Consider the following 26,409-nt stretch of genomic DNA (forward strand, 5'->3'; position numbering starts at 1 on the left):
TTTGCCCGTAAATAACATCTGACTATACTTTTCAGACAATTACTTGCGACTACGTTTCGCAGACAAATAAGACAATGACATTTAACGATTTAAAATTAATAGAGCCTATTCTTAAGGCTTTAAAAACCGAAGGGTACACTACACCTACGCCTATACAAGAGCAGGCTATACCTATTGTACTACAACGTCGCGACCTCCTGGGTTGCGCTCAAACCGGTACCGGTAAAACCGCCGCTTTCTCGATACCTATCTTACAATTGCTGTATCAGGACAAACAGCAGCACAAAGAACAAAAAACCATTAAAGCCCTGATATTGACGCCTACCCGCGAACTGGCTATCCAGATCAACGAGAGCTTGGCAGCCTACGGCCGTCACACAGGCTTAAAGCATCTGGTGATTTTCGGTGGTGTGTCGCAAAACCCGCAGGTTGATGCTTTAAAAAGAGGTATTGATATTCTGGTAGCTACCCCTGGCCGTTTGCTTGATTTAATGCAGCAGCGTTTCATCAGCCTGGAGCATATCAAAATGCTGGTGCTTGACGAGGCCGACCGTATGCTGGACATGGGTTTTGTGAACGATGTAAAGAAAATTATTGCGAAAGTTCCGGCTAAAAGGCAGACGCTGTTTTTTTCGGCCACGATGCCAAAAGAAATTCAAAGCCTGGCAGATAGTTTGCTAACCAATCCTGAAAAGGTTGAGGTTACGCCGGTGTCGTCAACTGCTGAAACGATACAGCAAGAGCTTTATTATGTTCAGAAAAGCGATAAGCGCGATTTGCTTTCACATATCCTGAAAGATAAAAACATAACATCCGTATTGGTTTTCACCCGTACCAAGCATGGCGCCGACAAAGTGGTGAAAGACCTGCACAAGCTAAAGATCACCGCCGAGGCTATCCATGGCAACAAATCACAAAATGCCAGACAACGAGCACTGACAAACTTCAAAAATCGCGATACACGCGTATTGATCGCTACGGACATTGCCGCCCGCGGTATTGATATCGACGAGTTGGCCTATGTAATTAATTACGAGATCCCGAATATTCCCGAAACTTATGTGCACCGTATTGGCCGTACCGGCAGGGCAGGAGCAAGCGGTATCGCTTACTCATTCTGCGATGCTGAAGAAATAGCTTACATTAAAGACATCCATAAGCTTATTGGAAAGCAGATACCGGTAAAGGAGGGTCATCCTTATGTGATGAACCCAGATACTGTGCGGCCAGCAGAAACCGCGGAAAAACAAAAAGGCAAAGGTGGCGGTCAAAAACGTGGCCGGGGCTTTGGCCGGGCTGATAAAAAGAAAGACAATCGTCAGGGCGGTGGTGGCAATAACAACCGTTCTAGTGGCAACAATCGTTCAAGCGACGGTAACATGAGCGGAAAGAAGCCGAATCATGGAAACCGAAATAAGCAACAAAATTAAAAAAGGTGTCATGCTGAGCCCGTCGAAGCATGAGCGTTGGCCTCTGCACCAACCCTTCGACAAGCTCAGGGTGACATCCATTTTTTCCTTTACTGTTGATAAGTTAATAACGATATTTGCACTCAATAACTCTTTTAAATAATTTTAAAGAAATTATCGCTCAAGGTTTATGCAACGACTGATAGACTTATTTAAAAACAAATTTTTCCTGGTTACGGTAGCCTTTGTGATCTGGATGATATTTTTTGATAAGAATGACTTGTTGTCGCAATATCAATATCGCCAGGAAGTTGGTAAGTTAAAAGCCGAGCGCGATTTTTACCAAAACCAAAGCGATAAGGTAAGCAAAGACCTTGAGGAACTTAATTCAGACCCGCAAAAGCTCGAGAAATTTGCCCGCGAAAAATACCTCATGCACAAAGACAATGAAGATGTTTTTGTGATTGTAAAAGAGAAAAAATAGTCACATGTCATGCCGAACTTGTTTGGCATCCCACACGCTAAGCAAATTCGGACCATCTCCGGAGATCCTGAAACAAGTTCAGGAAGACAACATAGTTACACATTATTGATACTATAAACTCCCTACTATTTAGTAGGTTTGCCACTCTGGTTCTATGATTGCAAGCCTCACCATCGTCCGCTATAAAAAACGCTTTATACCATTTGCTTTAACAGCTATGGCGCTGCACAGGCTACCTATGTCATTTCAAAAGGGTTGTTCCTTCTGGAAACTATTAGGCACCGGTAAAGACGAAGGTTTCAGTATGCGTGCCGACTGGCAGCAATGGGGACTGTTTGCGGTATGGGAAACCGAAGATGATTTTCATGGGTTTAATGAAACCTCTTTTATCTCAAAATGGTGGAACGCATTCGCCTTGGAGCGATGGACTATACTTTTACAACCGCTGCAAAGTCATGGTAAATGGGGCGGGGTTGATCCGTTCGGAAAGATCGCGCCTAAAATCACTGCCGGACAAGTAGCCGTGTTAACCAGGGCGCAGATTAAGTTTAGTAAACTGAAAGCTTTTTGGGGTGCGGTAGCCGGAGTTGAAGAGCAGCTATCGGCGGCGCCAGGCCGTATCAAGTCAATCGCTATCGGCGAAACCCATTATCTGGCAGCAACATTTTCTATTTGGGATAATGTTGAAAATATGAAGGCTTTTGCTTACAAACCCGGCAAACATGTCGACGTTATTAAACGCGCCCGTGATGAGCAATGGTTAAGCGAAGAGCTGTTTGCCCGCTTTAAACCTATTGCGAGTATAGGAACCCTGAACGGGAAAAATCCACTTGAGGGCTTGATCTGAATTATTAATTGAGTGCTTATTTCCCTCCAAATTTCTACATTTGACGCATGAGCATTTGTGTTGAAGGTTTGACTAAAATTTATGGTGAGCAAAAAGCTGTCGATAATATCAGCTTTGAGGCTAAGCCCGGCGTATTAGGGTTTTTAGGGCCCAATGGCGCCGGTAAATCAACCACTATGAAAATACTCACCTGCTTTATCCCTCAAAGCAGTGGTAAGGCGCAGGTGTGTGGCTTTGATGTAACCACCCAGCCCATAGATGTTAAACGCAACATAGGCTACCTGCCCGAGAGCAACGCACTTTATACAGACATGTACGTGAAAGAGTCGCTTGGTTTTGTGGCCGATATGCACAAATTACATGAGCCTGCCGCACGTATAGCAGAGGTAATTGAAATGACCGGCCTGGGCCCTGAGCAACATAAAAAGATCGGCCAGCTATCCAAAGGCTATCGCCAGCGGGTGGGTTTAGCGCAGGCTATTCTGCATAATCCGCAGGTGTTAATTTTGGATGAGCCCACATCAGGCCTTGATCCAAACCAATTGATCAGCATCCGTCAGTTAATCGTTGATTTAGGTAAAACTAAAACGGTGGTGCTATCTACGCACATTATGCAGGAGGTTGAGGCAGTTTGCAACCATGTCATTATCATTAACAAAGGCAAAATAGTTGCCGATGACACGCTTGCTAAACTTAAAGCAGCCAATGGGGCAAATTCATTGGAAAGCATTTTTGTTAAGCTTACCAATTAATCCTTTTCGTATCCTCACAATATTTTTGCGCTTATTGAGTTTAGGTGGCATATTAAACCAATTTTATATTTTTAGCCTAATTATAACCATCGCCATTATTATGAAAAAACTTTTACTAAGCATTACTTTCATTTGCGCTGCTGTTGTTGGCGCTTTCGCTCAAAAAACCGATGCCTATCAATTTAGTGTCGGGTTAGAGGGCGGCTTGCCATTTGGGTCAGCCCGCAACATCTCGACGTTTGTTATAGGCGGTTCATTGAAATATGCCTACCCGGTTTGTGCCGCTACGTCGCTTACTGTTTCAGCAGGTTATACTTATTTTCCATATCGGGGCGATATCACATCTAACTATATAGGATATGCCAAAATTAACTCAGGCGAAGGTTTTGTGCCGTTAAAAGCGGGCGTTAAATACTTTTTGAATAGTCTGTTTTATGCCGAGGGCCAGCTGGGAGCAGTAATACCCATGCAGTCAGGTGAATCTACCAAATTTGCTTACGCGCCGGGTGTCGGTTTCCAGTTTGACAACCGTGCCGATTTAGGCTTACGATACGAAGGGTGGTCAAGCAGTAAAAGTACCATTAACCAGGTGGCTGTACGGTTAGCGTATAGTTTCTAACCCCTCCTAAATCCTCCACGGCAGTGAGGATTTAATAATTAAATAGAAAAGTCTTTCCGCCGATTGGCGCATGAAATTAGAGGGGATTAATACGTCTCCTCTTTTTTGTTTTTTTACATACCTGGTAGGCCGAAAACAAATATTGTTGTAATTTCGGCGTTCAAGCTTTTAAGGTGTATAGCATATTCAAAAAAGAAATAACAACTTACCTCAGCTCGCTGGTGGCTTACGTTACCATCGGCGTGTTTTTACTGGTGCTGGGGCTCTTTCTGTGGGTTTTTCCTGATTCATCAATTTTAGATTATGGCTACGCCGGATTAGACAGCTTGTTTAGTACGGCTCCTTATTTGTTTATGTTCCTGATACCGGCGATAACCATGCGGTCGCTGGCCGAGGAACGCCGGGAAGGCACCTTCGAATTATTAATTACCCGCCCGCTTACAGATCTGCAAATTGTGTTGGGCAAATATTTTGCCGCGGTATTGATTGTATTGTTTGCGCTGGTACCTACATTAGTTTATTATTACTCGGTATCTGTATTAGGCACTCCTCAGGGAAATATTGACAGTGGGGCAGTCATTGGTTCTTATATAGGTTTATTTTTGTTGGGTGCCTCATTTGCTGCAATAGGTTTATTCGCATCGGCTATTACCAAAAATCAGATCATTGCTTTCACTATCGCGGTATTTATCTGTTTCTTTTTTTACAGCGGATTTGATTCGCTGAGCGGATTGCTTTCGTTACAGTCGACCGGTATACAAAGCCTGGGTATTAATGATCATTATCAATCTATTAGTCGCGGTGTTTTAGATACGCGCGATTTGGGATACTTTTTGGTACTTACCGCTTTATTTATCTGGTTGACGGTTGTTGTGTTATTAAAACAACAGCAAAAATCGGCAGGTAAAAAGAGCGTTATTGGTTTGGGCATCATAGTAATAATAGCAATTTTAGGTACCCTGGGCTTTACCCGTTTCGATTTTACTAAAGAGGGGCGCTATACCATCTCAAAAATGAGTCGGGGCATCTTGGACAGCCTTAAAGGCCCTGTTAAAGTTACCGTGTATTTGCAAGGCGACCTGACCGGCGGCATGAAACGATTACAGCATGCCACCAACGATATGCTGAGCGATCTGCAGGCTTACAGCCACCATAATCTGCAATTTGAGTTTGTCGATCCGCTCAAAGGTTTATCAAACGAGCAACAAAATCAAACTATTGAAGACCTGCAGGCCAAAGGTATCGAGCCAACCGCCTTATCAGTAAAAACTGACGATGGCGTAACACAGAAGACTATTTTCCCGGCGGCCATGGTATCATCAAACGGCAAAGACATCCCCGTTAAACTGTTGTATCAGCAAAGTCAGATGGGTTTATCGGCCGATGAAGTGTTGAACAACTCCATCCAAAATTTAGAATACGCTTTCATATCAGCCATAAAAAAAGCAAACAAAGGCGGCAAGCCGGCCATTGGCTTCACCACCGGCCACGATGAGCTTACAGATTTACAATTGAACGATGCGTTGCGTTCATTGTCAGACGGCTTTCTGGTAGGTCGTGTTGATTTGAAAACCATTCCGTTTGATAGTTTGATGAATATCCGGTTAATGGTGGTGCCAAAGCCAAACAAGCCATTTGCCGAAGCTGAGAAATTTAAACTGGATCAATACCTGATGCGCGGTGGAAAGATATTATGGACGATTGACCAGGTAAGCGCCGAACTGGATAGCCTAAAGGGCCATGGCGGTGAGCAACTGGCTTTCCCGAAGCAATTAAACCTGGATGATCAATTGTTTACTTACGGTGTTCGTATTAATTACGATCTGATAGCCGATATCAGTGCATCGCAGATACCCATCAGTACTGGCAACATTGGCGGGCAGGCCCAGATACAAATGGTACCCTGGTTATTTTACCCGATATTTATCCCATACTCCAAACATCCGATAGTTAAAAATCTGGATGGTATTTACAGCGAGTTTGCCAATACTATTGATGTTTTGGGTGTTAAAGATGTAACGGCTACGATATTGCTGAACACGTCGCCATACAATAAAAATTTGAAGGCGCCACATATGTTATCGTTGCAAGCTATAGAGCAGGAGCCTGACCCAAAAGCATTTCAAAGCATGCCCAAGTTGACAGGAGTATTATTGGAAGGCAAGTTTAAGTCCGACTTTCAAAATCGCCCCATTCCTGAAGGCGTAGGCGAAAATATCGTACAGAAAAATGAAAGCGTACCTACCAAACAAATTGTAATTAGCGACGGTGATATTTTCAAAAATGCAGTAGCTGCCGATGGTTCACCATACCCTTTAGGTTATAACCATTATACCCAGCAAAACTTCGGCAACAAAAACCTGCTGCTAAACATTGCCGACTACATGACTGACGATTCAGGCCTGATTACCTTGCGTAACAAAGAGATCAAACTGCGCCTGTTGAACAGGGCCCGTATCCGTAACGAAAAAATGTTCTGGCAGGTAATAAATACTGTTGTGCCTTTGCTTTTAGTGTTAATATTTGCTATTTTTCAACATTATATTCGCAAGCGAAAGTATGCTCATTAAATTTTATACTTTTGACTAATTAACATTTAATTTATATATGAGATTCATAGTTTCCACAACAACATTGTTAAAGCAATTACAGGCCGTTAGCGGGGCGCTGAGCAGCAGTACCGTATTGCCTATATTGGAGAACTTTTTGTTTGAGATCAAAGAGGGAAACTTAACCATTTCTGCTACCGACCTGCAAACCAGCATGACTACATCGTTACAGGTTGAAGCTAAAGAGAATGGCCGTATTGCAATACCATCGCGCATTTTATTAGATACACTGAAATCATTACCAGAGCAGCCTGTAGCTTTTTCGGTTGATGACGCCACGTTTGCTATCGAGATTAACGCTGGCGACGGTAAGTATAAATTAAGCGGCGAAAACGGCGAAGATTTCCCGAAAATTCCGGTGGTTGAAAATGCGGCTTCAGTAAACCTGCCTGCATCTGTTTTAGCCGAGGCTATTAATAAAACCATTTTTGCCGTTAGTAACGATGAGCTGCGCCCTGCAATGACCGGTGTTTACTGCCAGCTGTCAAGCCAGTACTTGACCTTTGTAGCTACCGATGCGCATAAGTTGGTTCGCTACCGCCGTCTGGATGCAAAAGCTGAATCGACTACTTCATTCATCCTGCCTAAAAAAGCTTTGACGTTGTTAAAGTCGGCTTTACCAGGCGATGACGTGAATGTATCTGTTGAGTACAACAGCACCAGCGCGTTCTTTAAATTTAACAACATCAACCTTGTTTGCCGCTTAATTGATGAGCGCTACCCGGATTACGAAGCGGTTATCCCGTTAAATAACCCGAATAAACTGCTGATCGATCGGTTGGCTTTCTTAGGTTCTTTGAATCGTGTGGCTATTTACGCCAATAAAACTACCCACCAGGTGCGTTTAAAAATAAGTGGCAGCGAGTTGCATATCTCTTCGGAAGATATTGATTTTGCTAACGAGGCTCACGAGCGTTTGTCGTGCCAGTATGAAGGCGAGGACATGGAGATTGGTTTCAACGCCCGTTTCCTGATCGAGATGCTTAAAAACCTGAGTGGCGAAGAAGTATCATTAGAAATGTCATCACCAAACCGCGCAGGTTTATTGTTACCACAGGGTGGCGATGAAAACGAAGACGTTTTGATGCTGGTGATGCCGGTAATGCTGAACAGCTACGCTTAAACAATCATCAATAAAAAAGAATTTTTGAACTTAATCATAGTCCGGGCGTTAAAAACCGGACTTTTTTATTAAACACCCGATAACAAATACCGCCATACAGCAGTTATATATCATCAGGTTATTTATGAATAGTAAAGTAATATTGTTTGTGGTTTTGGTAGCGTTGACTGGCTTCATTGCATGTAAAAAATCTGGCGATCAGGCTCCGACTACAATTACTAATGAAATAAGTCTGATCAATGCAACTGGAGACACACTGAACGTTTACGAAAACGGTACCCGCGTAAACAGCGGATCTAATTTATTGCCTTCAGGCCAGTATACCGACCTTCAAATTATTGCAGGTACCCAACGTTATCAATTCAAAAAAGCCGGTAACCCAAATACACTGTTTGAAACGGAGCTTACACTGGATACTCCCTTTGCATATACCGTATTTGTAGCCGGCCAATCTTCCGATAAAGTTTTTGCTATTAAAGGCAGCGATACCTTAAAAGTAACAGATACTACAGCTCATATAAGATATATAAATGCGTCGCCCGATGCGGGAGATATTAGTTTTACCATCAGTACCTATCCTACGGTTGCGGGTGTTACTTTTAAATCTGCTACCTCGTTTGTGAGCGTGCCTAAGGGGCTGGTTTATTATTCAATGGTAAGGCCAGACGGCAGCATCCTGGCATCAGGCAACCTTACGTTAAGCGCTGGTGTATCGTACAATTTATTTTCAAAAGGTTTAGTAGCGGGCAAGGGGACGAGCGCGCTTGGTGCCCGTATATTAACAGCGCAATAAATGAATATGGCTAACAAAAATAGGTTTATGGTTTTTGTGTTTTTAGGCTGTGCGGGTATTATGGTCCTGTCCTTTATAACTTCGTGCGGCAAAAGCAATGGTGTTACACCGGCTACTTCGAAAATTCAATTCCAGGTAGTTAACCTAAGTCCTGATTTGCATCCGGTTTACTTATATGCTGACAATATTATTCAGGACAACAGAACCTACTTTACTTACCCAACGCCATCGGGCTATTTTTCATTAGCCAACCCCATTCCGCCAATACAGATCAGGTCTGCTGTTTCGCAATCATCAACGGTTAATATTATTTCATTAGATACGGTTAACCTGCATGCGTATTTCAAATACACGCTGTTTGTTATCGGTATGAATGCAGATAATACCATAGGTTCAATATTTACCGTAGATACTGCCGGCCCGCCGCCTGCCGGTCGGGGTAAAATCCGGTTTATCAATGCATCACCCCGCTCAACGCCGGTTGATATTTACGCCAATGATAAGGTTGCATTTCAGAACCAGGTTTATAAAAATGTGAGTTCATACATATTGCTGCCCCCGGGCAACTACGATTTAAAGGTTACTCCCGCCGGCCAAACTACTGTCATATCTACGTTGCCTAAGTTTACTATTGCCGACGGTAAAGTATACACCATGTTTTGCCGTGGCGTAGCTAACGGTGCAGACTCTGTAGCTTTTGGTACCGGTATGATTATTAACCGATAAGCTTTTACCAGAGATATTTCTATTTTTGCGCCAAAATCAAACACATTGGAACTGATAAAATCATTACTCGACTTTATATTACATATTGACAAGCACCTGGTGCAAATTACCAGTCAATACCAGGGCTGGACCTACCTGATACTATTTACCATCATATTTGCCGAAACAGGTTTTGTAGTAACCCCATTCCTGCCCGGCGACTCGCTGCTGTTTGCAGCAGGCGCATTAATAGCCGGCGGCAGCTCGGGGCTTGATATTTACTTGCTTACAATAATTTTGATTGTGGCAGCCTTTACCGGTAACACGGTCAATTATATGTTAGGTAAATATCTGGGGCCAAAGGTTTTTAAAGAAGATAATAAAGTGCTCAAGCTTGATTATTACCTGCAAACTAAAGCATTCTTTGACAAGCATGGCGGCAAAGCCGTGATCTTTAGTCGCTTTATGCCAATTATACGTACCATTGCACCGTTTGTGGCAGGGGTAGGGCGCATGCCCTTATTGCGTTACAGTCTATATAACATCATCGGTGGTGTGTCATGGATAGTGTTATTTTTATTTGCGGGATATCTGTTGGGTAATATCCCTTTCTTTAAAGCACATTTCTCTTTAATAGGTATTGTTATTATTTTGGTGTCGGTGATTCCGGCTGTTATTGCCGCCGTTAAAAGCAGTAAAAAGAAAACGGCATAAATGGTATTGGGAAGACACAAATTATTGTGGCTCTGCGTTGCGAAATAGCGTAGAGACGTAATAATTTGCGTCTCCTTTTTATTTGGTCTGCTACTCAGTTAATATCAACTGGCGCTATTTTCCCGGTCTTAAATATTAACTCTTCTTTCCGAATTTTATATAAATCTTTAGCCGGTAAAGGCTTTTTGATGAGCTTATTTAAATCAGGCTGGCCGGCATCAACCCAGGCCGAAAACCAAAAACTGCCCACCTCCAGAATCGCCGATCGCATGCGCCGTTGTACCATGCCATGCAGCAAGCGCTGGTAATCGCTGCTGTAAGCAACTGAATATTCTTTAACTTCCCGCTTTCCACGCATCGCAATTTCAAATTTCTTGTTAGCAGGATAAATTTTGCTTAAAGCTTTCTCAATTCGCAATACAGAATCAACTTCGGCAAATGAGGTGCGGCAGATACGGAAAGCTTCTTTCAGCGGATTTTCAATGTAGCGGGCTTTACCTGCATAAACATTGTAATTAGCCGCAAAAAGTTCGGGGATACGGCTTTCCCAAAAAGCATGTAAACCGGTTTGTCCGCTTAATTGCCCATCGTAATTTTGGGTAAGGTGCAGAGGCACGTGAGCGTCGGCCACGTAGTGGCCCAGGTTTGCCGAAGCCGTCAGTATAGCCGTAGTGTCATGCGATTTAAACGCATTGACCAGTTTGTAATAGTTGTACTGGATGGTCCATGGGACGGTGCCATATTTATTTAAGGTGTCTTCTGAATATTTCACCACTGCATCGTTCCATCGTTCAGGAATTAATCTGAACGGATTCTTTCCGTAATGATCGGCATTTAAATAATGATGCGGCGCTTCTGCCGAGTCGACGTAACGGCGTTTATCTGCAGCGATAGCATGTGCTGTAATAAAAGCAATGTTGGCTTTATAAAACCCTGACATAGCTTTGGGTAGCGTAAACACCGCCAGGCGGTTAATGCGGTAATGCGCAAAAAAGCCCCAGGACGAACATAATACCGTCAGTGCCGAAAATAATAACCATAGTATTAAGCGACGTTTCACCATCTGCATTTAAAATAAGCCGTACCTTTCACGTAGCTGCCTGCCTACAGTAGTTGCATCATCGATTATGCTTTCAGGATAACCTAAGCTTTTAAGGATAGCTATACCATTTTTGTTTTTTAGCAATCCTTCCTTAATCTTGTAATCAAATATCAACCGGTTGTTGCCAACGCGTTCTTCGAATGAAAATACTTTGTAGTCACTACCCAATAGTTCGGCTAGTTCCAGATCATGCGTCGACACAAAAACAAAGCTCTTGTTTTTTACCAGGTATGAAAGAACTGCTTTGGCTGCAGCTACACGCTCTATAGTGTTTGTTCCCCTAAAAATTTCGTCAATAATAACCAGACTGTTAGCAGGTTTACTATCTATAACATTGTCTATAATGCTTTTTACCGCCAGGGCTTCAGACTGGAAATAGCTTTTGTTCCCGTCCAGGTCATCATTGATATTAATACTGGTTGATATTTTGAGTAAAGGGGCCGAATAGGCAGTAGCAAAACATGTATTAATGGTTTGTGCACAAAGCACATTTATAGCCACCGCCCTGATAAAAGTGGTTTTGCCCGACATGTTAGAACCTGTTATTAAAATACCTTGCTTATTATCGATTAATATAGAATTAACTACACAATTTTCAACAAGCGGATGATGCAGGTTTTCAATCACAATCTCCTCGCTATTTTCCAAAAACAGTGGTCGGCAAGTATTTACCTCACCGTCGCGTACCGATTGGATGGAGATGGCCATATCTACCTTAGCCGTTTCCTCGAACAATATCTTAATGTCGCCCAGATATTTATTTACCCTGCTCATCGAGAAAACAAACACTAAAGGTTCAATCGCCAGAAACATTTTAAGCCATTCAGATATCAAATAAGTGATATCCGTCGGGTCGGTATCTATCTGGTTTTGGATATTGATAAAGCTCAGTGAATCTCTGAGCTTACCAACCTTAGTCAGGCTCTCATCTATATCTTCATCTATCAGCTCATTGTCTGACAGCCATTTTGCCGTATTATACAATATCAATAGCTGCGGCAGCGAATGCGTATAGCCCAGCATCTTAAACTTATTCAGGTAATGCATCGCAACGTTGGCTATCACCATAGCCAGTGCACCAATAAACGCAAACTGATTGGGAAAAATAAATAAGCTGATAATCAACGCAGCCGTAAGCCAGGGCGCTATAATAATATATGAGTTTACTAGCGGACTGAAAATAGCTTGCTGTGGCCTGCTGAATAACTGAGGCAGATTATAAGCGTTGCGATTACTTAGATTGGACAATTTGAGCTGAGCCCAATCGCGCAAGTCGGCATTTTTGCTTACGTTTTCTATATTTTTTTCGAGCGATTTAAGGTAGGGAGCTGATGTTTGAGGCTGATGCAGCTTTTTATAAAGGTATTGCTGACCCGGTACAGAACTGGTTCGGTCGATATATTCAAACAAACCATTCAAATCCAGATCGTTGGCCGTATCGCCGGATACATAGCTTTCATCTGTGGTCTCTAAATATCCGGCAATAAGGTTAAAGTTTCTGTTGATGTATTTGGGTTTACCCCATTGTTCTCTGATTTGGGCCAGCTTTTTCTTCTCGGACTTGGTGATCATCCCTGCTGGCTCTGATTATACTTATAATGTAAATGCTTAATAGTTTCTTCGCCCTGCTCATCATCAGCAGTTGCGCCATAGCCTGTTACTAAAATACCTTTAAGGCCGGCTTTTGATGTGAGTGCATAAACTGTTGCCTCGTCAGCCGGGTCAGACGGCCCCTCATAACGGTACAGGTCGACAATCTCAAATTCGTCAGCAGGATAAATTTTACCTTCGGCCTTAAAATGATCGCTTTCTAAACTCAATTCAAGGTTAAAGCCCTGGCTTTTCAGCTGCTCTATTGCCTCTGTGATAGTGGCGTAATGAAATTTTTGCTTCATAGGATAAATCGGATAGTGAATGAGTAAATTTAGTAAAATAGCCTTTAAAATTCTTAAAGCCCGATAATTGTTTGTTGAATTTGAAATGATGGATTTAAATTAATAAAGCGATGCTCATGCTAAGAAAAATTAATCCGACTTTACAAAGTCAGCAGTAATTTAATTAATAATTTGCCGTTGTTTTGCAGGCAAAGATTTATTTGCTTTAACGCATCTTTATGGTGCTATTACACGTATAAAGGTTTAGTGTTAATTAAACATTTGACTTTTTAAATTAATACGCAACCGGCTAGTATCCTGCAAACGGATAGCCCTATATGGTTAAGGTGTTGGTATTATGAAGAAACTATTATTGGTCCTTATTTTACTGATAAGTGTCGCGCATTTGTATGGCCAATGCACTTTGTCGGTTAATTTAACGGCTACCAATAATGTAATTTGTTCAGGCACGCCGGTTACCCTTATTGCTACACCATCGGCAGGTACACCCGGCTATACTTACGCCTGGAGCACCGGCGAAACCACTTCAAGTATAACTGTAAATAAAGCCGGTACTTATACCGTTTCTGTAAAAGATAATTCGGCCAGCTGTCCGTCAGTGTCTAACAGTATAATTATAACAGATGGCGCAACTCCTCCGGCCCCAACGGTGGCCGATGTATTTTCATGCCCTAATTCGCCCGCTACCATAACTGCATCCGGTTCGTCAGGTACTTATCAATGGTATGATGCGCCCACGGGTGGTAATTTTTTAGGCAGCGGGGCTACGTATACTACTGCTACACCTATTACTAAACAAACCACTTTTTATGTTGAAACTACTGTTGGCGGGTGTCCCAGCGCGCGGTCGGCGCTGACAGTGACGCCTTATGCCGTTTCTGCAACAGATGGCACTACGTGTCCCGGATCGTCAGCCGTACTAACAGCAAGCGGAGCAAGTAGTTACATTTGGTACGACGCACAGGGAAACCAGGTGGGCACCGGGGCTTCATTTATAACTCCGCCTTTATCCGCTACTACTACGTATCAGGTAGTAGGCATAATTGGAGGATGTTCCACCACACCCATAGCCGCAACTGCTAACGTGTTACCGACACCTCCTCCGCCTAATGCAGCCGGGGTGGCTACCTGTGCGGGTTCTGTTGCTACTTTGCATGCTACAGCAAACCCCGGCGATGTGTTTGATTGGTTTTCGACCCCGACAGGTGGTACCTCATTAATATCAAGCCCTGATTATACTACGCCACCGCTAACCGCGACAACTACTTATTATGTTCAGATAACTACCACCAATGGTTGTATCAGTGCCCGAACGCCAGTAACAGTAACCGTTAACCCCATACCTGAAACACCGACCGCTGCCGATGTAAGCACCTGTTCGGGTAGCCCTGCAATTTTAACAGCTACGGTATCTGCCGGAACGTTGAAATGGTACGCCACGCCAACCACTAGCACCGCAATGGGAAGCGGTAGCCCTTACTCAACTCCGGTGTTAAACGCCTCGACAGATTTTTATGTAGAAAATGTTAACGGCAATTGTGTTAGCCCGCGCGTAAAGGTACATGTTACCGTGAACCCAACCCCTACGGCACCAACTGCGCCGGGGCAAGTGATATGTTCAGGTTCTACGGCTGTATTGCAGGCATTAGGCCCCGGCGGAACCTATTCATGGTATGATGCGGCAACAGGCGGTAATTTTTTGGGTAATGGCGATACCTATACAACATTACCGCTAACCGCTAATAAAACTTATTATGTGGAAACAGAGATAGGCAACTGTACCAGTCCGCGCACTGCTGTATTGGTTACGGTTAACGCGACGCCAACTGCACCAACAGCAGCCAGCGCGACTACCTGCTCGGGCTCTGCGGTAACGTTGAGCGCTACCGGCGCGGGCACTTCATTCGAATGGTATGATGCGGCAGCGGGAGGAAATCTTTTAGCCAATACATCGACCTTAACAGTTTCGCCCTTAATAACTACCACTTATTATGTACAGACTATAGCAAATGGCTGTGTAAGCCCGCGAACGGCCGTAACTGTTACTGTAAACCCAACACCTGCTGCACCGACTGCGTCCGGGCAGACCATTTGCGCGGGCACCGCCGCAACTTTAACGGCTACCGGAACCGGTACTATACAATGGTTTAGTACGGCTACGGGTAGTACGGCTTCATACACCGGCGCATCTTATACAACGCCGCCCTTATCGGCTACAACGACTTATTATGTGCAAGCATCTAACGGTAGCTGCGCAAGTTCGCGCACGCCGGTGACAGTTACCGTAATATCAACCGCTAATCAGTTCAATTATGCGTCGAGTACATATTGTAAATCGGGTGCGACAGATCCGTCGCCGACAATAACCATTTCGGGAGGGACATTTAGCGCAACGCCTGCAGGTTTGAGTATTAATAGCGCCACCGGCCAAATTACATTGGCAACCAGCGCCGCTGGAGGCTACACCGTTACCTATACTAATGGTTGTGTTATATCCACACAAAAAATTTATATTGTTATAGTTCCCGATGCTACATTTACTTACAGTGCGACTTCCTTTTGCCAGAATGGAACAAATCCGGCGCCTATTTTTACGCCTGTTAGTACCGCCGGCTCGTTTACGTCCTCTCCAGCTGGTTTGGTTTTCATTAGTACCAAAAGCGGGGTTATTAACTTGAAGAATTCCGCCGCCAATACATACACAGTAACCAATACTATCGGCGCGGCAGGGGGATGCCCAACGGTATTCTCATCTTTCATTGTTAAAATAGATCAGGGTGTTACGGTTAATGCCGGCCCTAATCAAACTGTTGCCAGCGGCACCCCGGTTCAATTGGCAGGAAGTGTCAGCGGTGCGGTTACAACCGGCACCTGGTCGGGCGGCACAGGCAGCTTTTCAAATAATACCGATCTAAATGCTGTTTATACGCCCGGCCCTGGCGAAACCAGCGCAGTGCTCACACTTACCTCAGGTAATCCCGGTACATCCTGCGGCCCGCAAGCTAAAACGGTAACTATCACTTTTGCAACTCCGCCGGCTGCGCCTGTTGTTCCTAACGCCACTGTTTGCGCGGGCAATGCGGCTGTTTTAAAAGTTAGCCCACCTTTGGCTGGCAGTTATGATTGGTTTACCACCGCTACAGGTGGCACTTCAATATTTACGGGCTCAACATTTGTTACCGCGCCGCTTAACGCCACTATTACCTACTATGTACAAAAAACAGTGGGGGTGTTAGCCAGCAGCCGTACGCCGGTTACAGTTACGGTTACGCCTATACCAGTGGCCCCAACGGTGGCACCGGTGGGTATAGTGTGTTATGGTACAAAAGCCACGCTAACAGCTACAGGTCCGGGTGGCACTTATAAATGGTACAATAAGGCAGGTAGCTTGCTGTATACGGGTGCGGTATATACTACGCAATTTTTAACTGCTGATACGTCTTATTATGTCGAAGATGTTTCCGGAACATGTGTTAGCCCAACCCGTACCCGGGTTGATGTGGTAGTTAGCCAGTTGCCCTCTGTTACCAGCGCTCAAACGGGTGTAGTATGCAGTGGTAATGCCTTAAATTACACCATTACTGCTGATTCAGCCGGTACTACTTTTACCTATAGCCGCGCGGCCGTAGCAGGTATAAGTAATGCTGCGGTGAGCAATAAGCCGGCAACTGCTATTACCGAGACTTTAATCAATACAACCGGCACGACAATTAATGTTACCTACGTCATTAGACCAAACCTAAACGGGTGTAGTGGGAAACCCTTTGACTATGTAGTAACGGTTAATCCTTCTCCTATAGTAACCAGCGCGACAACCGGCCAGGCGTGCAGCGGCACCAGCGTTAACTACCAAATTAAATTCAATACCACCAACACTCCGGTTAGCTGGAGCCGGGCGGCAGTAGCGGGGATAGGCAATGCAGCAGTATCAAATCAAATAAGCAGCCAGGTACAGGAAGCTTTAAACAATACCAGCAATGCACCGGTAAATGTAGACTATGTTTTTACTTATGGCAATGCAAGCTGTAATGCAAATACATTTACCTATACGGTTACAGTAAATCCTACGGTTACCATTTCTTCGTCAAATGTAGGTAATGCGTGCAGTGGCAGTCCGCAAAATTATCAGATTACGTCAAATGTGTCGTCGGCTACTTATAGCTGGAGCCGGGCGGCTGTACCTGGTATCAGCAACGCGCCGGTTACCAAAGTTTCTAATATTATCGACGAAACATTGATCAACACAACTTCTAAGCCAATTATAGAATACTATACCATTACTACCGTAAGCAATGGTTGTCAAACAAAGCCATTTTTATATACGGTAATAGTTTTTCCGCAACCACCCAACCCTGTTGCTAATAGTAACTCGCCGGTTTGTTCGGGTAAAACTATCAAACTGCTTACGCCAACAATTTTTACCGGCGGTACTTATTTGTGGACAGGACCAAACGGCTATACCTCAAACTTGCAAAACCCGACAATCCCTAATGCCACCACTGCAAATCAGGGTACTTATACGTTGTATATATTGGCAAATAGCTGTTCAAGCATAGCTGCCACTACAGATGTACTGGTTGATGCGCTGCCGGTAGCTAATGCTGGCCCCGATCAAACTGTATGCCCTACGGCAACTAACGTACAACTTGCGGGCAATGTCAGCGGCGGTACTACTACCGGGTTGTGGAGCACCTCGGGCACGGGCACATTTCTACCTTCCGAAGCGGCACTGAATGGACAGTATCTGCCATCGGCGCAAGATCTGGCTGCCGGATCGGTAAAGTTAACTTTGGCATCGGCCAGTAAAGATGATTGTGCTATTGCAACCGATGAGATGACCATCTCTTTCAAGCAATCGCCTGCGGCAGATGCCGGTGCAGACCAAACCGTGTGTTCGCAAGCCGGTACCATAACGCTTAACGGCAAGATGCTGGCGCCATATAGCGGTACCTGGACGAGCAGCGGTACCGGTACATTTCAACCATCGGCAACACAAAATGGCAGCGGCGCAAGCCCCGTATATATATTGAGCGCTGCGGATAAGAAACTGGCGGCCATTAAATTTACGCTGACCTCAAACACCAGCGATCCGTGTTATCTGCCGTCAGACGATATGACGGTAAAGCTGACCTTACCGCCAACTGTTGATGCCGGACCTAATAAATTTGTGTTAAAGGATCATACCACTACACTTACGCCGACCGTGAGCGACGCTAAAGTGACTTATAAATGGACGCCTGCTGTTGACCTGGATAATGCCGCCATTAAAAACCCGACCGTAACGGGCACTATAGACAGAACATATCTGTTAACCGTTACTGACAGTCTGGGATGTACAGCTTCAGATTCTGTTACGGTTAAAGTAGCTCCTAAAATAGTTATCTCCAATACGTTTACCCCTAATGGCGATGGCGTAAATGATTATTGGGATATCCCCGGTTTGACGGCCTACGCTGGCGTTACGGTGGACGTATTTGACAGAAATGGGCAGAAAGTATTTCATAGTATAGGTTATGGCACGCCGTGGGATGGTACATATAATGGGCAGCCGCTGCCGTTTGGTACTTACTATTATATTGTTGATACTAAAATAATCAAACCCGTTTTTGCCGGGTTTGTGACAATTATAAGGTAAGAGAATTTAGATAACGCTGAGGATGTGATAATACATCTGTAAATCAACCTGAAAAATATTTTTAAAAGACATTTGACAATATAATAAAAGTCCCTATATTTGCAGTCCTTAAATAACGAATAGAATAACAAGCTAAAATGGCAAATCATAAATCATCAATAAAAAGGATCAGAGCTAACGCTGCGAAGCGCTTACGTAACCGTTATCAAGCTAAAACTACCAGAAACGCTATCAAGAAATTGAGAAACACTACCAGCAAAGCTGATGCTGCTCCTCTGTTGTCTAAAGTGATCTCAATGCTTGACCGTTTGGCTAAGAAAAACGTTATCCACAAAAACAAAGCTTCAAACAATAAATCAAAGCTTACTAAATTTGTAAACGCATTAAGCTAAGTATAGCTTAATACAGATATTTTAAAAGGCGATGGGCTTAGGCTTATCGCCTTTTTTGTTGACCTCACCCCAGCCCTCTCCAAAGGAGAGGGAGATTAAGTGGTATCAAAAAGTCCTCTCCTTTGGAGAGGACTTAGGAGAGGTGTCGATTTTTTCCTACCTTAACTTCGTGGAAAATAGTTATGATACCAAAATCAGCATCAAAGCCTGGGCTGAGGAAGACCGCCCCCGCGAGAAGCTAAGTGCGCAGGGCCGCCGTGCGCTCACCGATGCCGAACTGATAGCCATACTGATTGGTTCGGGCAGCCGCACTGAAACGGCCGTTGAGCTGAGTAAGCGTATTTTGCACCACTACGATAATGATCTGAATAACCTGGGTAAAGCTTCAATTGCTGAGCTTTCTAAATTTAAAGGCATCGGCGAAGCCAAAGCTATCTCTATTATCGCCGCGCTCGAAGTGGGCCGAAGGCGAAATGATACTGAGAGTAAAATGCTCGAATCAATCGGCGGCGCTAAAGATGCTTATCAAATTTTGCGACGTTTTTTAATGGACCTGAATCATGAAGAGTTTTGGATATTATTATTGAACCAGGGGGGTAAGGTCATTGCCAAAGAACTGATTAGCAAAGGCGGCCTTACCGGTACAGTTGCCGATCCGAAAATTATCTTCCAAATTGCGCTGCAGCATAGCGCGGTATCTATCGTTATGGCGCATAATCATCCCTCAGGTAACCTTAAACCAAGCCAGTTGGATATTGATTTAACTAAAAAAATAGCCAATGCAGGTAAGTTGCTGGATATAAAAGTGCTCGATCATTTGATTGTAACCAATGACGGGTATTATAGTTTTGCTGACGAAGGAGTGATTTAATTTACGAATTGTGATTTTAGATTTACGATTTGGCCGGCTTCTAAAAATCAACCGGCGACAATTTGTCTAGCCTTTTTATTAGGCGCCCGGCCCAACTGTTATGAAAGCTTTGCCTTTATCCAAGATTAGTTTTTGTTTTCAAAACAACAATTTGCTTAAATTCGTTAAATCTTAAAAACACCAAAACTATGATTACGCCAGACGACGAACTATTACCAGACGATTCTGAAACAGAAGATGAAGAACAATTAAGTCAGCAAGATATTCACTCAAACGGCTTTGATGATGATGAGCTGATCAGCGAGGATACACAGGATGAGTCGGACGCTTTATCCCGGGCTTACGATGCATCAAGATCATCGTACGAGTTGAATTTTGACGACGACGATGATGATTTGAACGATGAGTAATTCTTTAATGTAGTTGGTCATTTCGACTGAAAGGAGAAATCTATACGCGAGTTAGTAACTAACGTTTGGCTTGTGTATAGATCTCTCACTATCGTTCGAGATGACACATTTTAAATTTTTTCACCTTTTCCTTTTACCTTCCCGCCTTTCTGCTTTCGCCTTAAATTGTATCTTTGCCGATTATCGCATCATCGCAATGAAGATATCTTATAATTGGCTTAAAGAATTTATACATACAGATAAAACTCCGCAAGAGATCTCGACCATTTTAACCGGCACCGGCTTAGAGGTAGAAAGTGTGGAGAAAGTACAGGCAATACCCGGCGGACTGGAAGGTTTGGTGATAGGCTTTGTTAAAGAAACCGCTCAGCATCCTAATGCCGACCGCCTGAAGGTTACCAGGGTTGACGTAGGTGGCCCTGCCGATCTGCAAATTGTTTGCGGCGCGGCCAACGTGGCCGCAGGTCAGAAAGTAGTAGTGGCTGTTGTGGGCACTACCGTACATCCGGTTAGCGGCGAGCCCTTTCTGATCAAAGAATCAAAAATTCGCGGAGAAGTATCGCAAGGCATGATCTGTGCCGAGGACGAGATTGGCCTGGGCACAAGCCACGAGGGAATTATGGTTTTGGCTGAAGATGCTAAAGTAGGCACCCCGGCCAAAGAATACTTTGATGTTACCGACGACTACATGTACGAGATAGGCTTAACGCCTAACCGTGCCGATGCTGCTTCACACCTGGGGACAGCCCGCGATATAGCTGCTTTCCTGAAAATTGGAATTACCAGGCCTGATATTTCTGCTTTTAAAATTGATAACACCAACCGCCCGATAGAAGTGGTGGTTGAAAACGAAGCCGCCGCGCCCCGTTATGCGGGCCTGACTATTTCAGGGCTTGAAGTAAAAGAATCGCCGCAATGGTTAAAAGAGCGTTTGGCAGTTATCGGTGTGCGTTCGATCAATAATGTGGTTGACGCGACGAACTATGTGCTGCATGATTTAGGTCAGCCGTTGCACGCTTTTGATTTGGATAGCATAGCTGGTAATAAAGTGATTGTAAAAAATGCAGTTGAAGGGATATTGTTCAAGACGCTGGATGAGGTTGAACGTAAATTATCGGCTGACGACCTGATGATCTGCGATGCCGAAAAGCCTATGGTTATTGCAGGCGTGTTTGGCGGGATTGACTCGGGTGTTAAGGCTACTACGAAAAATATCTTTTTAGAGAGTGCTTATTTTAACGCAGTATCGGTACGTAAAACAGCTAAAAGGCACGGCCTTAAAACTGATTCATCTTTCCGTTTTGAGCGTGGTACTGACCCGGATATGGTAGTGTTTGCTTTAAAACGCGCTGCTTTGCTGATCAAAGAAATTGCCGGTGGCGAAATATCATCAGAGATCATCGACTTATATCCAAACCCGGTTGCGCCATTTGATATTGATCTGAGCTACTCAACGGTTCATCGTTTGATAGGGCAAATCATCCCTCACGAAGAAATTAAAAGTATTATAACCGCATTGGATATCAGGATACTGAGTGAATCAGCCGAAGGGTTGATGCTACAGGTACCGCCTTACCGGGTAGATGTAACCCGCGATGTGGATGTGATTGAGGATATTTTGCGCATTTATGGTTACAATAATATTTATATCCCGACCCAGGTACGTGCGTCGCTGAGCGCATCGCCCAAGCCGGAGAAGGATACTGTGCAGAACCTGTTAAGCGATTTGCTGACTGCTAATGGTTTTAACGAGATCATGTCGAACTCGCTAACCAAGTCGGCTTATTATGCTGACAAGCTGGAGACAGCGGTTAAGATTCTGAATCCGCTAAGCTCTGATCTGGACGTTATGCGTCAAAGCATGTTATATTCAGGCTTGGAAGCAATTGCTTACAATGCTAACCGGCAAAATCGTGATATCAAATTCTACGAGTTTGGTAAGGTTTACAACGTTAAGGAAGATAAATATAACGAAAGCCAGCGCTTTGCTATTTTTATGAGTGGTGCGGCCACCGGCGCGCAGTGGAATCAAAAGGCTGCTGCGGCTACATTCTATAATTTGAAAGCCATTGTTGATGGTATTTTGCAAAAACTAAATATTGGCGACCTGCAGGTGGCCGAGGCAACCTGTAAAAACCTGGCTTACGGCTTAAACTATACCCGCAACAACAAGGTGCTGGTAAAATTTGGTGCAGTAGCTAAAGACGCGCTGAAAAAGGTGGATGTAGATCAGGAAGTGTTTTATGCCGATTTTAGTTTCGACCAGATCATGCAGATTGTTAAAAAGAATAAGATTGTTTACCAGGAAATATCCAAGTTCCCGGCGGTGCGCCGCGACTTGTCGATGCTGATAGGCAAGGATGTAACTTTTGGTCAGTTGCGGCAGATAGCGCTGCGTACAGAGCGAAAATTGCTTAAAGACGTAAACGTGTTTGATGTGTACCAGGGTGACAAATTGCCTGAAGGGAAAAAATCATACGCATTAAGCTTTATTCTGCAAGACGTTGAAAAAACGCTGACTGATAAAGCTATCGACGCGATAATGCAAAAACTAATTTATAACTTAGAGAAAGAAGCAGGAGCGGAGATAAGGAAATAAAGTGGTGAGTGGTTGATGAGGTGAGTGGTTGATTGCACAACAACCATCAAACCTCAGATCAGCAGTGCCACATATAACTTAATCAACTCTTAACTTAATCAACATAATCAACAAATGAACGCGGCATCACAACTAGACACCGTCCTCGAAAAAACCCAGCGCCTGATAGAGCTTTGTTCGGCCTTGCAGGAGGAGAACGATTTGTTGAAGTTGGAAAACGATACCTTAACTGCGGCGCTTAATGCCAGCAAAACCAAGACCAGGGAACTGGATGAAAAGATGCGTGCAGTAAAACTAGCGAAGTCGTTTTCAGACACAAATGAAAAAAGTGTTGACATTAAACAAAAAATTAACGAATTTGTGCAGGAAATAGATAAGTGCATTGTATTATTGAAAAAATAATACAGAAAGTGAACAAGCTCAAATGGGAGAAATCTCAATAAAAATAAATATTGCTGACAGAGTTTACCCATTAAAGGTAAACATGGAGGAAGAGGAAATAATACGCAGGGCGGCAAAGCTGATCAATGATCGCATAAAAGAATATCAGGAGAATTATGCGGTTAGAGATAAACAAGATCTGCTGGCAATGAGCGTGTTGCATTACGCTACATCGTCATTAAAAGCAGAGAAAAAGGTTACTGTGGAAGATACCGAGGTAGCCGATAAAGTTTATCAGCTGGACCATTTGTTATCTGAATTTTTTTCTAAGTCGTAATAAGCGTTCTTTAATATAGAGCTGAAAGGCGAAATTAAAGCTGAAAGGCGAAAGCATAAAGCCGAAAGCACCTATATACAGGAGCTTTTAATTTTTAGCTTTAATCTTTGAGCTTTCCGCTTTAAGCTTAAAATGAGCCAATTAAGATTTAACCGCGGTTGAATTTTATGTTTCACTATTAAAAACTTAACACTTCAATATCTACGGATCTGCGAAGGGCATGCGTTACTCGACAAGGTTTAACGGTAACCCATGATCCCAAAATATCTGTACCGAAGTTTTTAAAATACATGTTACGTAAAGTTTAGACGCGGTTTTTTTATTATATACTAAATTATAACCATTAAATAATGAACATACTATACACTATTATCGGCCTTCTTTTAGGGCTGATAGGGGGCATTGCAATAGGTCGTTTCCTGTTGCGCAAGCTCTTCAAAGACCAGGAGATCGCGGCACAGAATAAGGTAAAAAAAATCCTGAAAGATGCTGAGAACGACGCCGAGATACTAAGAAAAAATAAATTGCTTGAAGCTAAAGAGCGCTTTTTACAAATGAAAGCCGAGCATGAGCAGGAAGTTAACGCCCGCAATAACGAAGTAAATCAACGCGAAAACAGCGTTAAGCAAAAAGAGCAGTCATATACCGCTAAGCTGGATAATCTGTCGCGCAAAGAAGGCGAGTTGGATAAGATCAAACAAAACCTGGAGCGCCAGACAGAAATTGTTATCAAGAAACAGGAAGAGGTTGACGCATTAAAAAATCAGCATGTAACCCAACTGGAAGCTATCGCCGGATTATCGGCCGAGGATGCTAAAAACCAGTTGGTTGAAAACCTGCGTGAGGATGCCAGAGCTAAAGCTATGGCACAGATTAAAGACATTGTGGATGAAGCCAAGCTGACCGCAACCAAAGAAGCTAAGAAAATCGTTATCCAGACTATTCAGCGTACTGCTACTGAGGCGGCAATTGAGAATACAGTATCTATTTTCAATATAGAGAATGATGAGATCAAAGGTCGTATCATTGGTCGCGAGGGGCGTAATATCCGTGCGCTTGAGGCTGCTACCGGTATTGAGATCATTGTTGACGATACGCCGGAAGCCATCATCCTTTCGGGCTTTGACCCGGTACGTCGTGAAATAGCCCGTTTGGCCATGCACCGCCTGGTGACCGACGGTCGTATTCACCCGGCCCGTATTGAAGAGGTAGTTGCTAAAACGAAAAAGCAAATTGAAGAGGAGATTGTAGAGATTGGCGAGCGTACCGTAATTGATCTGGGCATCACTGGTCTGCACCCTGAGCTCATCCGTATGGTTGGCCGTATGCGTTACCGGTCATCTTATGGGCAAAACCTGCTGCAGCACTCGCGCGAGGTTGCTAACTTCTGCGCTACTATGGCTGCCGAATTAGGCCTTAACGTTAAACTGGCTAAACGTGCCGGTTTATTACATGATATTGGCAAAGTGCCCGATGATAACCCTGAACTGCCACACGCTATTCTGGGCATGCAGCTGGCCGAGAAATATAAAGAACATCCTGAAGTTTGCAACGCTATCGGCGCTCACCACGACGAGGTCGAGATGACCTCAATGCTGTCGCCAATTGTGCAAGTTTGCGACGCTATTTCAGGTGCCCGCCCTGGTGCCCGCCGCGAGGTGGTCGAAAGCTACATCAAGCGTTTGAAAGAGCTGGAAGACCTGGCGCTGTCATATCCTGGTGTAGAGAAAACTTTTGCTATACAGGCCGGCCGTGAGTTACGCGTGGTGGTAGAGAGCGAAAAGGTAAGCGATGCTGAGTCAGAGATACTGGCTGCGGATATTTCAAACCGTATCCAGACAGAGATGACCTACCCGGGCCAGATCAAAGTAACCGTTATCCGCGAAACCCGCTCGGTAGCGTTTGCTAAGTAAGATATATATTCTAAAAGTCATGCTGAACTCGTTTCAGCATCCCGCTCGCTAAGTTATACTTGTCCTGGGGGGTGCCGAAACGAGTTCGGCATGACGAGAGGATACTAAACTCTATGAAAAAGCAACAGCAACCCAAAACCGAACTTCGCCCCATCGACGCCATAATCGCCGAGTACGACAGCTTTCACCAAAAGCCGGTTAACAGGGTAATAAATTATTTTTGCATACCGTTGCTGGTATTTAGCATTGTGGGTTTTGTGTGGTCTTTGCCTTTTCCGCAGTTGAAATTTTTGGGCGTTTACAACAGCTATCTAAATTGGGGATCCTTTCTGATTGCTTTTTCAGTGTATTATTATATGCGCTTATCGCCTGTAATCTCCTATATGGTGCTGCTGCTGTTATTCGCATTAATTTACGGTGTCATTCAATTGCAGGTGCTTGAAAGAGCCGGCGGGTTTGTAGTGCCGCAGATTTGCGTATTTGTTTTTGTAATGACTATCATTGTGCAATTCATAGGCTATCAAATTGAAGGCAAAAAGCCAACTTTTGCTGAAGAGTTTAAGTTCTTGCTAACCGGGCCGCTTTGGCTGCTTGGAGCGATTTTGAAAAGATTGGGAGTGAAGTATTAAGACCCCTCGCGGCCTTCCACCAGTTGGCGGGGAGGAGAAAAAGTAGGGTTAAATAAAAGAAAGGCTTCACAATCTGTGAAGCCTTTCTTTTATATCAAACTTGTCATTCTGAGCATCGCGAAGAATCTTATACGCCTATTATTATCGCTTTTATAAGATTCTTCGCGATGCTCAGGATGACAAACGTTTT

At 44.0% G+C, this 26,409-nt stretch carries 22 protein-coding genes; 19 read left to right on the forward strand and 3 right to left on the reverse strand.

Going from position 1 to position 26,409, the window contains the following annotated elements:
• Window positions 1–74 precede the first annotated feature (74 nt).
• The 10 genes from ACFS5N_RS15015 (at window position 75) to ACFS5N_RS15060 (ending at window position 10,055) form a co-directional block, all read left to right on the forward strand.
• Complete coding sequence (locus tag ACFS5N_RS15015) at window positions 75–1,430, forward strand: DEAD/DEAH box helicase (protein WP_377187228.1); 1,356 nt, start codon at window positions 75–77, stop codon at window positions 1,428–1,430.
• A 169-nt stretch (window positions 1,431–1,599) separates the two neighbouring features.
• Window positions 1,600–1,893 carry an FtsB family cell division protein gene (locus tag ACFS5N_RS15020; RefSeq protein ID WP_377187231.1) on the forward strand — a complete coding sequence of 98 codons (294 nt, stop codon included), beginning with the start codon at window positions 1,600–1,602 and terminating at the stop codon, window positions 1,891–1,893.
• A gap of 154 nt (window positions 1,894–2,047) precedes the next feature.
• Entirely contained in the window at window positions 2,048–2,740 is a 693-nt protein-coding gene (locus ACFS5N_RS15025; RefSeq protein WP_377187234.1) for a DUF3291 domain-containing protein, read from the forward strand.
• Window positions 2,741–2,787: 47 nt separating this feature from the next.
• Window positions 2,788–3,492, forward strand: a complete 705-nt coding sequence (locus ACFS5N_RS15030) for an ATP-binding cassette domain-containing protein (RefSeq protein ID WP_377187236.1) — start codon at window positions 2,788–2,790, stop codon at window positions 3,490–3,492.
• A 100-nt stretch (window positions 3,493–3,592) separates the two neighbouring features.
• Complete coding sequence (locus ACFS5N_RS15035) at window positions 3,593–4,111, forward strand: hypothetical protein (protein ID WP_377187239.1); 519 nt, start codon at window positions 3,593–3,595, stop codon at window positions 4,109–4,111.
• Window positions 4,112–4,284: 173 nt separating this feature from the next.
• Entirely contained in the window at window positions 4,285–6,681 is a 2,397-nt protein-coding gene (gene gldG / locus ACFS5N_RS15040) for a gliding motility-associated ABC transporter substrate-binding protein GldG (protein WP_377187242.1), read from the forward strand.
• A gap of 37 nt (window positions 6,682–6,718) precedes the next feature.
• Window positions 6,719–7,843 (forward strand): DNA polymerase III subunit beta, encoded by a 1,125-nt coding sequence (dnaN, locus tag ACFS5N_RS15045; protein WP_377187245.1) that lies wholly within the window; start codon window positions 6,719–6,721, stop codon window positions 7,841–7,843.
• A 124-nt stretch (window positions 7,844–7,967) separates the two neighbouring features.
• On the forward strand, window positions 7,968–8,636 hold the full coding sequence (locus ACFS5N_RS15050) for a DUF4397 domain-containing protein (RefSeq protein ID WP_377187248.1): 669 nt from the start codon (window positions 7,968–7,970) through the stop codon (window positions 8,634–8,636).
• Window positions 8,637–8,642: 6 nt separating this feature from the next.
• Entirely contained in the window at window positions 8,643–9,362 is a 720-nt protein-coding gene (locus ACFS5N_RS15055) for a DUF4397 domain-containing protein (protein WP_377187250.1), read from the forward strand.
• A gap of 45 nt (window positions 9,363–9,407) precedes the next feature.
• A complete protein-coding gene (locus tag ACFS5N_RS15060) occupies window positions 9,408–10,055 on the forward strand; it encodes a DedA family protein (protein WP_377187253.1) in 648 nt (215 codons plus the stop codon).
• 94 nt (window positions 10,056–10,149) lie between these two features.
• Here the strand turns inward: ACFS5N_RS15060 and ACFS5N_RS15065 are convergent, their stop codons facing one another.
• The 3 genes from ACFS5N_RS15065 to ACFS5N_RS15075 are packed head-to-tail and all read right to left on the reverse strand — an operon-like array spanning window position 10,150 to window position 13,052.
• Window positions 10,150–11,118, reverse strand: a complete 969-nt coding sequence (locus ACFS5N_RS15065) for a zinc dependent phospholipase C family protein (RefSeq protein ID WP_377187256.1) — start codon at window positions 11,116–11,118, stop codon at window positions 10,150–10,152.
• 6 nt (window positions 11,119–11,124) lie between these two features.
• On the reverse strand, window positions 11,125–12,729 hold the full coding sequence (locus ACFS5N_RS15070; RefSeq protein ID WP_377187259.1) for a MutS-related protein: 1,605 nt from the start codon (window positions 12,727–12,729) through the stop codon (window positions 11,125–11,127).
• On the reverse strand, window positions 12,726–13,052 hold the full coding sequence (locus tag ACFS5N_RS15075) for a phosphoribosylpyrophosphate synthetase (RefSeq protein ID WP_377187262.1): 327 nt from the start codon (window positions 13,050–13,052) through the stop codon (window positions 12,726–12,728). Before ACFS5N_RS15075 ends, ACFS5N_RS15070 begins: the two co-directional genes overlap by 4 nt.
• Before the next feature lie 337 nt (window positions 13,053–13,389).
• Here ACFS5N_RS15075 and ACFS5N_RS15080 point away from each other — a divergent pair, with 337 nt between their 5' ends.
• The 9 genes from ACFS5N_RS15080 to ACFS5N_RS15120 all read left to right on the forward strand — a co-directional run bounded on the left by ACFS5N_RS15080 (window position 13,390) and on the right by ACFS5N_RS15120 (window position 26,219).
• A complete protein-coding gene (locus ACFS5N_RS15080; RefSeq protein WP_377187265.1) occupies window positions 13,390–18,687 on the forward strand; it encodes an Ig-like domain-containing protein in 5,298 nt (1,765 codons plus the stop codon).
• 137 nt (window positions 18,688–18,824) lie between these two features.
• Entirely contained in the window at window positions 18,825–19,079 is a 255-nt protein-coding gene (rpsT, locus tag ACFS5N_RS15085) for a 30S ribosomal protein S20 (RefSeq protein ID WP_377187268.1), read from the forward strand.
• Window positions 19,080–19,248: 169 nt separating this feature from the next.
• Window positions 19,249–19,950 carry a RadC family protein gene (radC, locus tag ACFS5N_RS15090; protein WP_377187271.1) on the forward strand — a complete coding sequence of 234 codons (702 nt, stop codon included), beginning with the start codon at window positions 19,249–19,251 and terminating at the stop codon, window positions 19,948–19,950.
• Between the two features lie 188 nt (window positions 19,951–20,138).
• Complete coding sequence (locus ACFS5N_RS15095) at window positions 20,139–20,360, forward strand: hypothetical protein (RefSeq protein WP_377187274.1); 222 nt, start codon at window positions 20,139–20,141, stop codon at window positions 20,358–20,360.
• A 196-nt stretch (window positions 20,361–20,556) separates the two neighbouring features.
• The gene (gene pheT / locus ACFS5N_RS15100) at window positions 20,557–22,959 is read left to right on the forward strand and encodes a phenylalanine--tRNA ligase subunit beta (RefSeq protein WP_377187276.1); all 2,403 of its coding nucleotides are present in this window, start codon (window positions 20,557–20,559) and stop codon (window positions 22,957–22,959) included.
• A gap of 114 nt (window positions 22,960–23,073) precedes the next feature.
• Window positions 23,074–23,361 (forward strand): hypothetical protein, encoded by a 288-nt coding sequence (locus tag ACFS5N_RS15105; protein ID WP_377187279.1) that lies wholly within the window; start codon window positions 23,074–23,076, stop codon window positions 23,359–23,361.
• A gap of 22 nt (window positions 23,362–23,383) precedes the next feature.
• A complete protein-coding gene (locus tag ACFS5N_RS15110) occupies window positions 23,384–23,677 on the forward strand; it encodes a cell division protein ZapA (protein ID WP_377187282.1) in 294 nt (97 codons plus the stop codon).
• A 350-nt stretch (window positions 23,678–24,027) separates the two neighbouring features.
• Window positions 24,028–25,590 carry a ribonuclease Y gene (rny, locus tag ACFS5N_RS15115; RefSeq protein ID WP_377187285.1) on the forward strand — a complete coding sequence of 521 codons (1,563 nt, stop codon included), beginning with the start codon at window positions 24,028–24,030 and terminating at the stop codon, window positions 25,588–25,590.
• A gap of 113 nt (window positions 25,591–25,703) precedes the next feature.
• The gene (locus ACFS5N_RS15120) at window positions 25,704–26,219 is read left to right on the forward strand and encodes an Mpo1 family 2-hydroxy fatty acid dioxygenase (protein WP_377187288.1); all 516 of its coding nucleotides are present in this window, start codon (window positions 25,704–25,706) and stop codon (window positions 26,217–26,219) included.
• The last annotated feature ends 190 nt before the right edge of the window (window positions 26,220–26,409 follow it).

It is taken from the genome of Mucilaginibacter ximonensis, assembly GCF_042686265.1.
GTDB classification, from domain to species: Bacteria; Bacteroidota; Bacteroidia; order Sphingobacteriales; family Sphingobacteriaceae; genus Mucilaginibacter; species Mucilaginibacter ximonensis.

What these genes read in the sequence shown, in the direction of transcription:
- ACFS5N_RS15015 (WP_377187228.1), top strand. Translation starts at nt 75, where the DNA reads ATGACATTTAACGATTTAAAATTAATAGAGCCTATTCTTAAGGCTTTA.
- ACFS5N_RS15020 (WP_377187231.1), top strand. Translation starts at nt 1,600, where the DNA reads ATGCAACGACTGATAGACTTATTTAAAAACAAATTTTTCCTGGTTACG.
- ACFS5N_RS15025 (WP_377187234.1), top strand. Translation starts at nt 2,048, where the DNA reads ATGATTGCAAGCCTCACCATCGTCCGCTATAAAAAACGCTTTATACCA.
- ACFS5N_RS15030 (WP_377187236.1), top strand. Translation starts at nt 2,788, where the DNA reads ATGAGCATTTGTGTTGAAGGTTTGACTAAAATTTATGGTGAGCAAAAA.
- ACFS5N_RS15035 (WP_377187239.1), top strand. Translation starts at nt 3,593, where the DNA reads ATGAAAAAACTTTTACTAAGCATTACTTTCATTTGCGCTGCTGTTGTT.
- dnaN (WP_377187245.1), top strand. Translation starts at nt 6,719, where the DNA reads ATGAGATTCATAGTTTCCACAACAACATTGTTAAAGCAATTACAGGCC.
- ACFS5N_RS15050 (WP_377187248.1), top strand. Translation starts at nt 7,968, where the DNA reads ATGAATAGTAAAGTAATATTGTTTGTGGTTTTGGTAGCGTTGACTGGC.
- ACFS5N_RS15055 (WP_377187250.1), top strand. Translation starts at nt 8,643, where the DNA reads ATGGCTAACAAAAATAGGTTTATGGTTTTTGTGTTTTTAGGCTGTGCG.
- ACFS5N_RS15065 (WP_377187256.1), bottom strand. Translation starts at nt 11,118, where the DNA reads ATGGTGAAACGTCGCTTAATACTATGGTTATTATTTTCGGCACTGACG.
- ACFS5N_RS15070 (WP_377187259.1), bottom strand. Translation starts at nt 12,729, where the DNA reads ATGATCACCAAGTCCGAGAAGAAAAAGCTGGCCCAAATCAGAGAACAA.
- ACFS5N_RS15075 (WP_377187262.1), bottom strand. Translation starts at nt 13,052, where the DNA reads ATGAAGCAAAAATTTCATTACGCCACTATCACAGAGGCAATAGAGCAG.
- ACFS5N_RS15080 (WP_377187265.1), top strand. Translation starts at nt 13,390, where the DNA reads ATGAAGAAACTATTATTGGTCCTTATTTTACTGATAAGTGTCGCGCAT.
- rpsT (WP_377187268.1), top strand. Translation starts at nt 18,825, where the DNA reads ATGGCAAATCATAAATCATCAATAAAAAGGATCAGAGCTAACGCTGCG.
- ACFS5N_RS15095 (WP_377187274.1), top strand. Translation starts at nt 20,139, where the DNA reads ATGATTACGCCAGACGACGAACTATTACCAGACGATTCTGAAACAGAA.
- pheT (WP_377187276.1), top strand. Translation starts at nt 20,557, where the DNA reads ATGAAGATATCTTATAATTGGCTTAAAGAATTTATACATACAGATAAA.
- ACFS5N_RS15105 (WP_377187279.1), top strand. Translation starts at nt 23,074, where the DNA reads ATGAACGCGGCATCACAACTAGACACCGTCCTCGAAAAAACCCAGCGC.
- ACFS5N_RS15110 (WP_377187282.1), top strand. Translation starts at nt 23,384, where the DNA reads ATGGGAGAAATCTCAATAAAAATAAATATTGCTGACAGAGTTTACCCA.
- rny (WP_377187285.1), top strand. Translation starts at nt 24,028, where the DNA reads ATGAACATACTATACACTATTATCGGCCTTCTTTTAGGGCTGATAGGG.
- ACFS5N_RS15120 (WP_377187288.1), top strand. Translation starts at nt 25,704, where the DNA reads ATGAAAAAGCAACAGCAACCCAAAACCGAACTTCGCCCCATCGACGCC.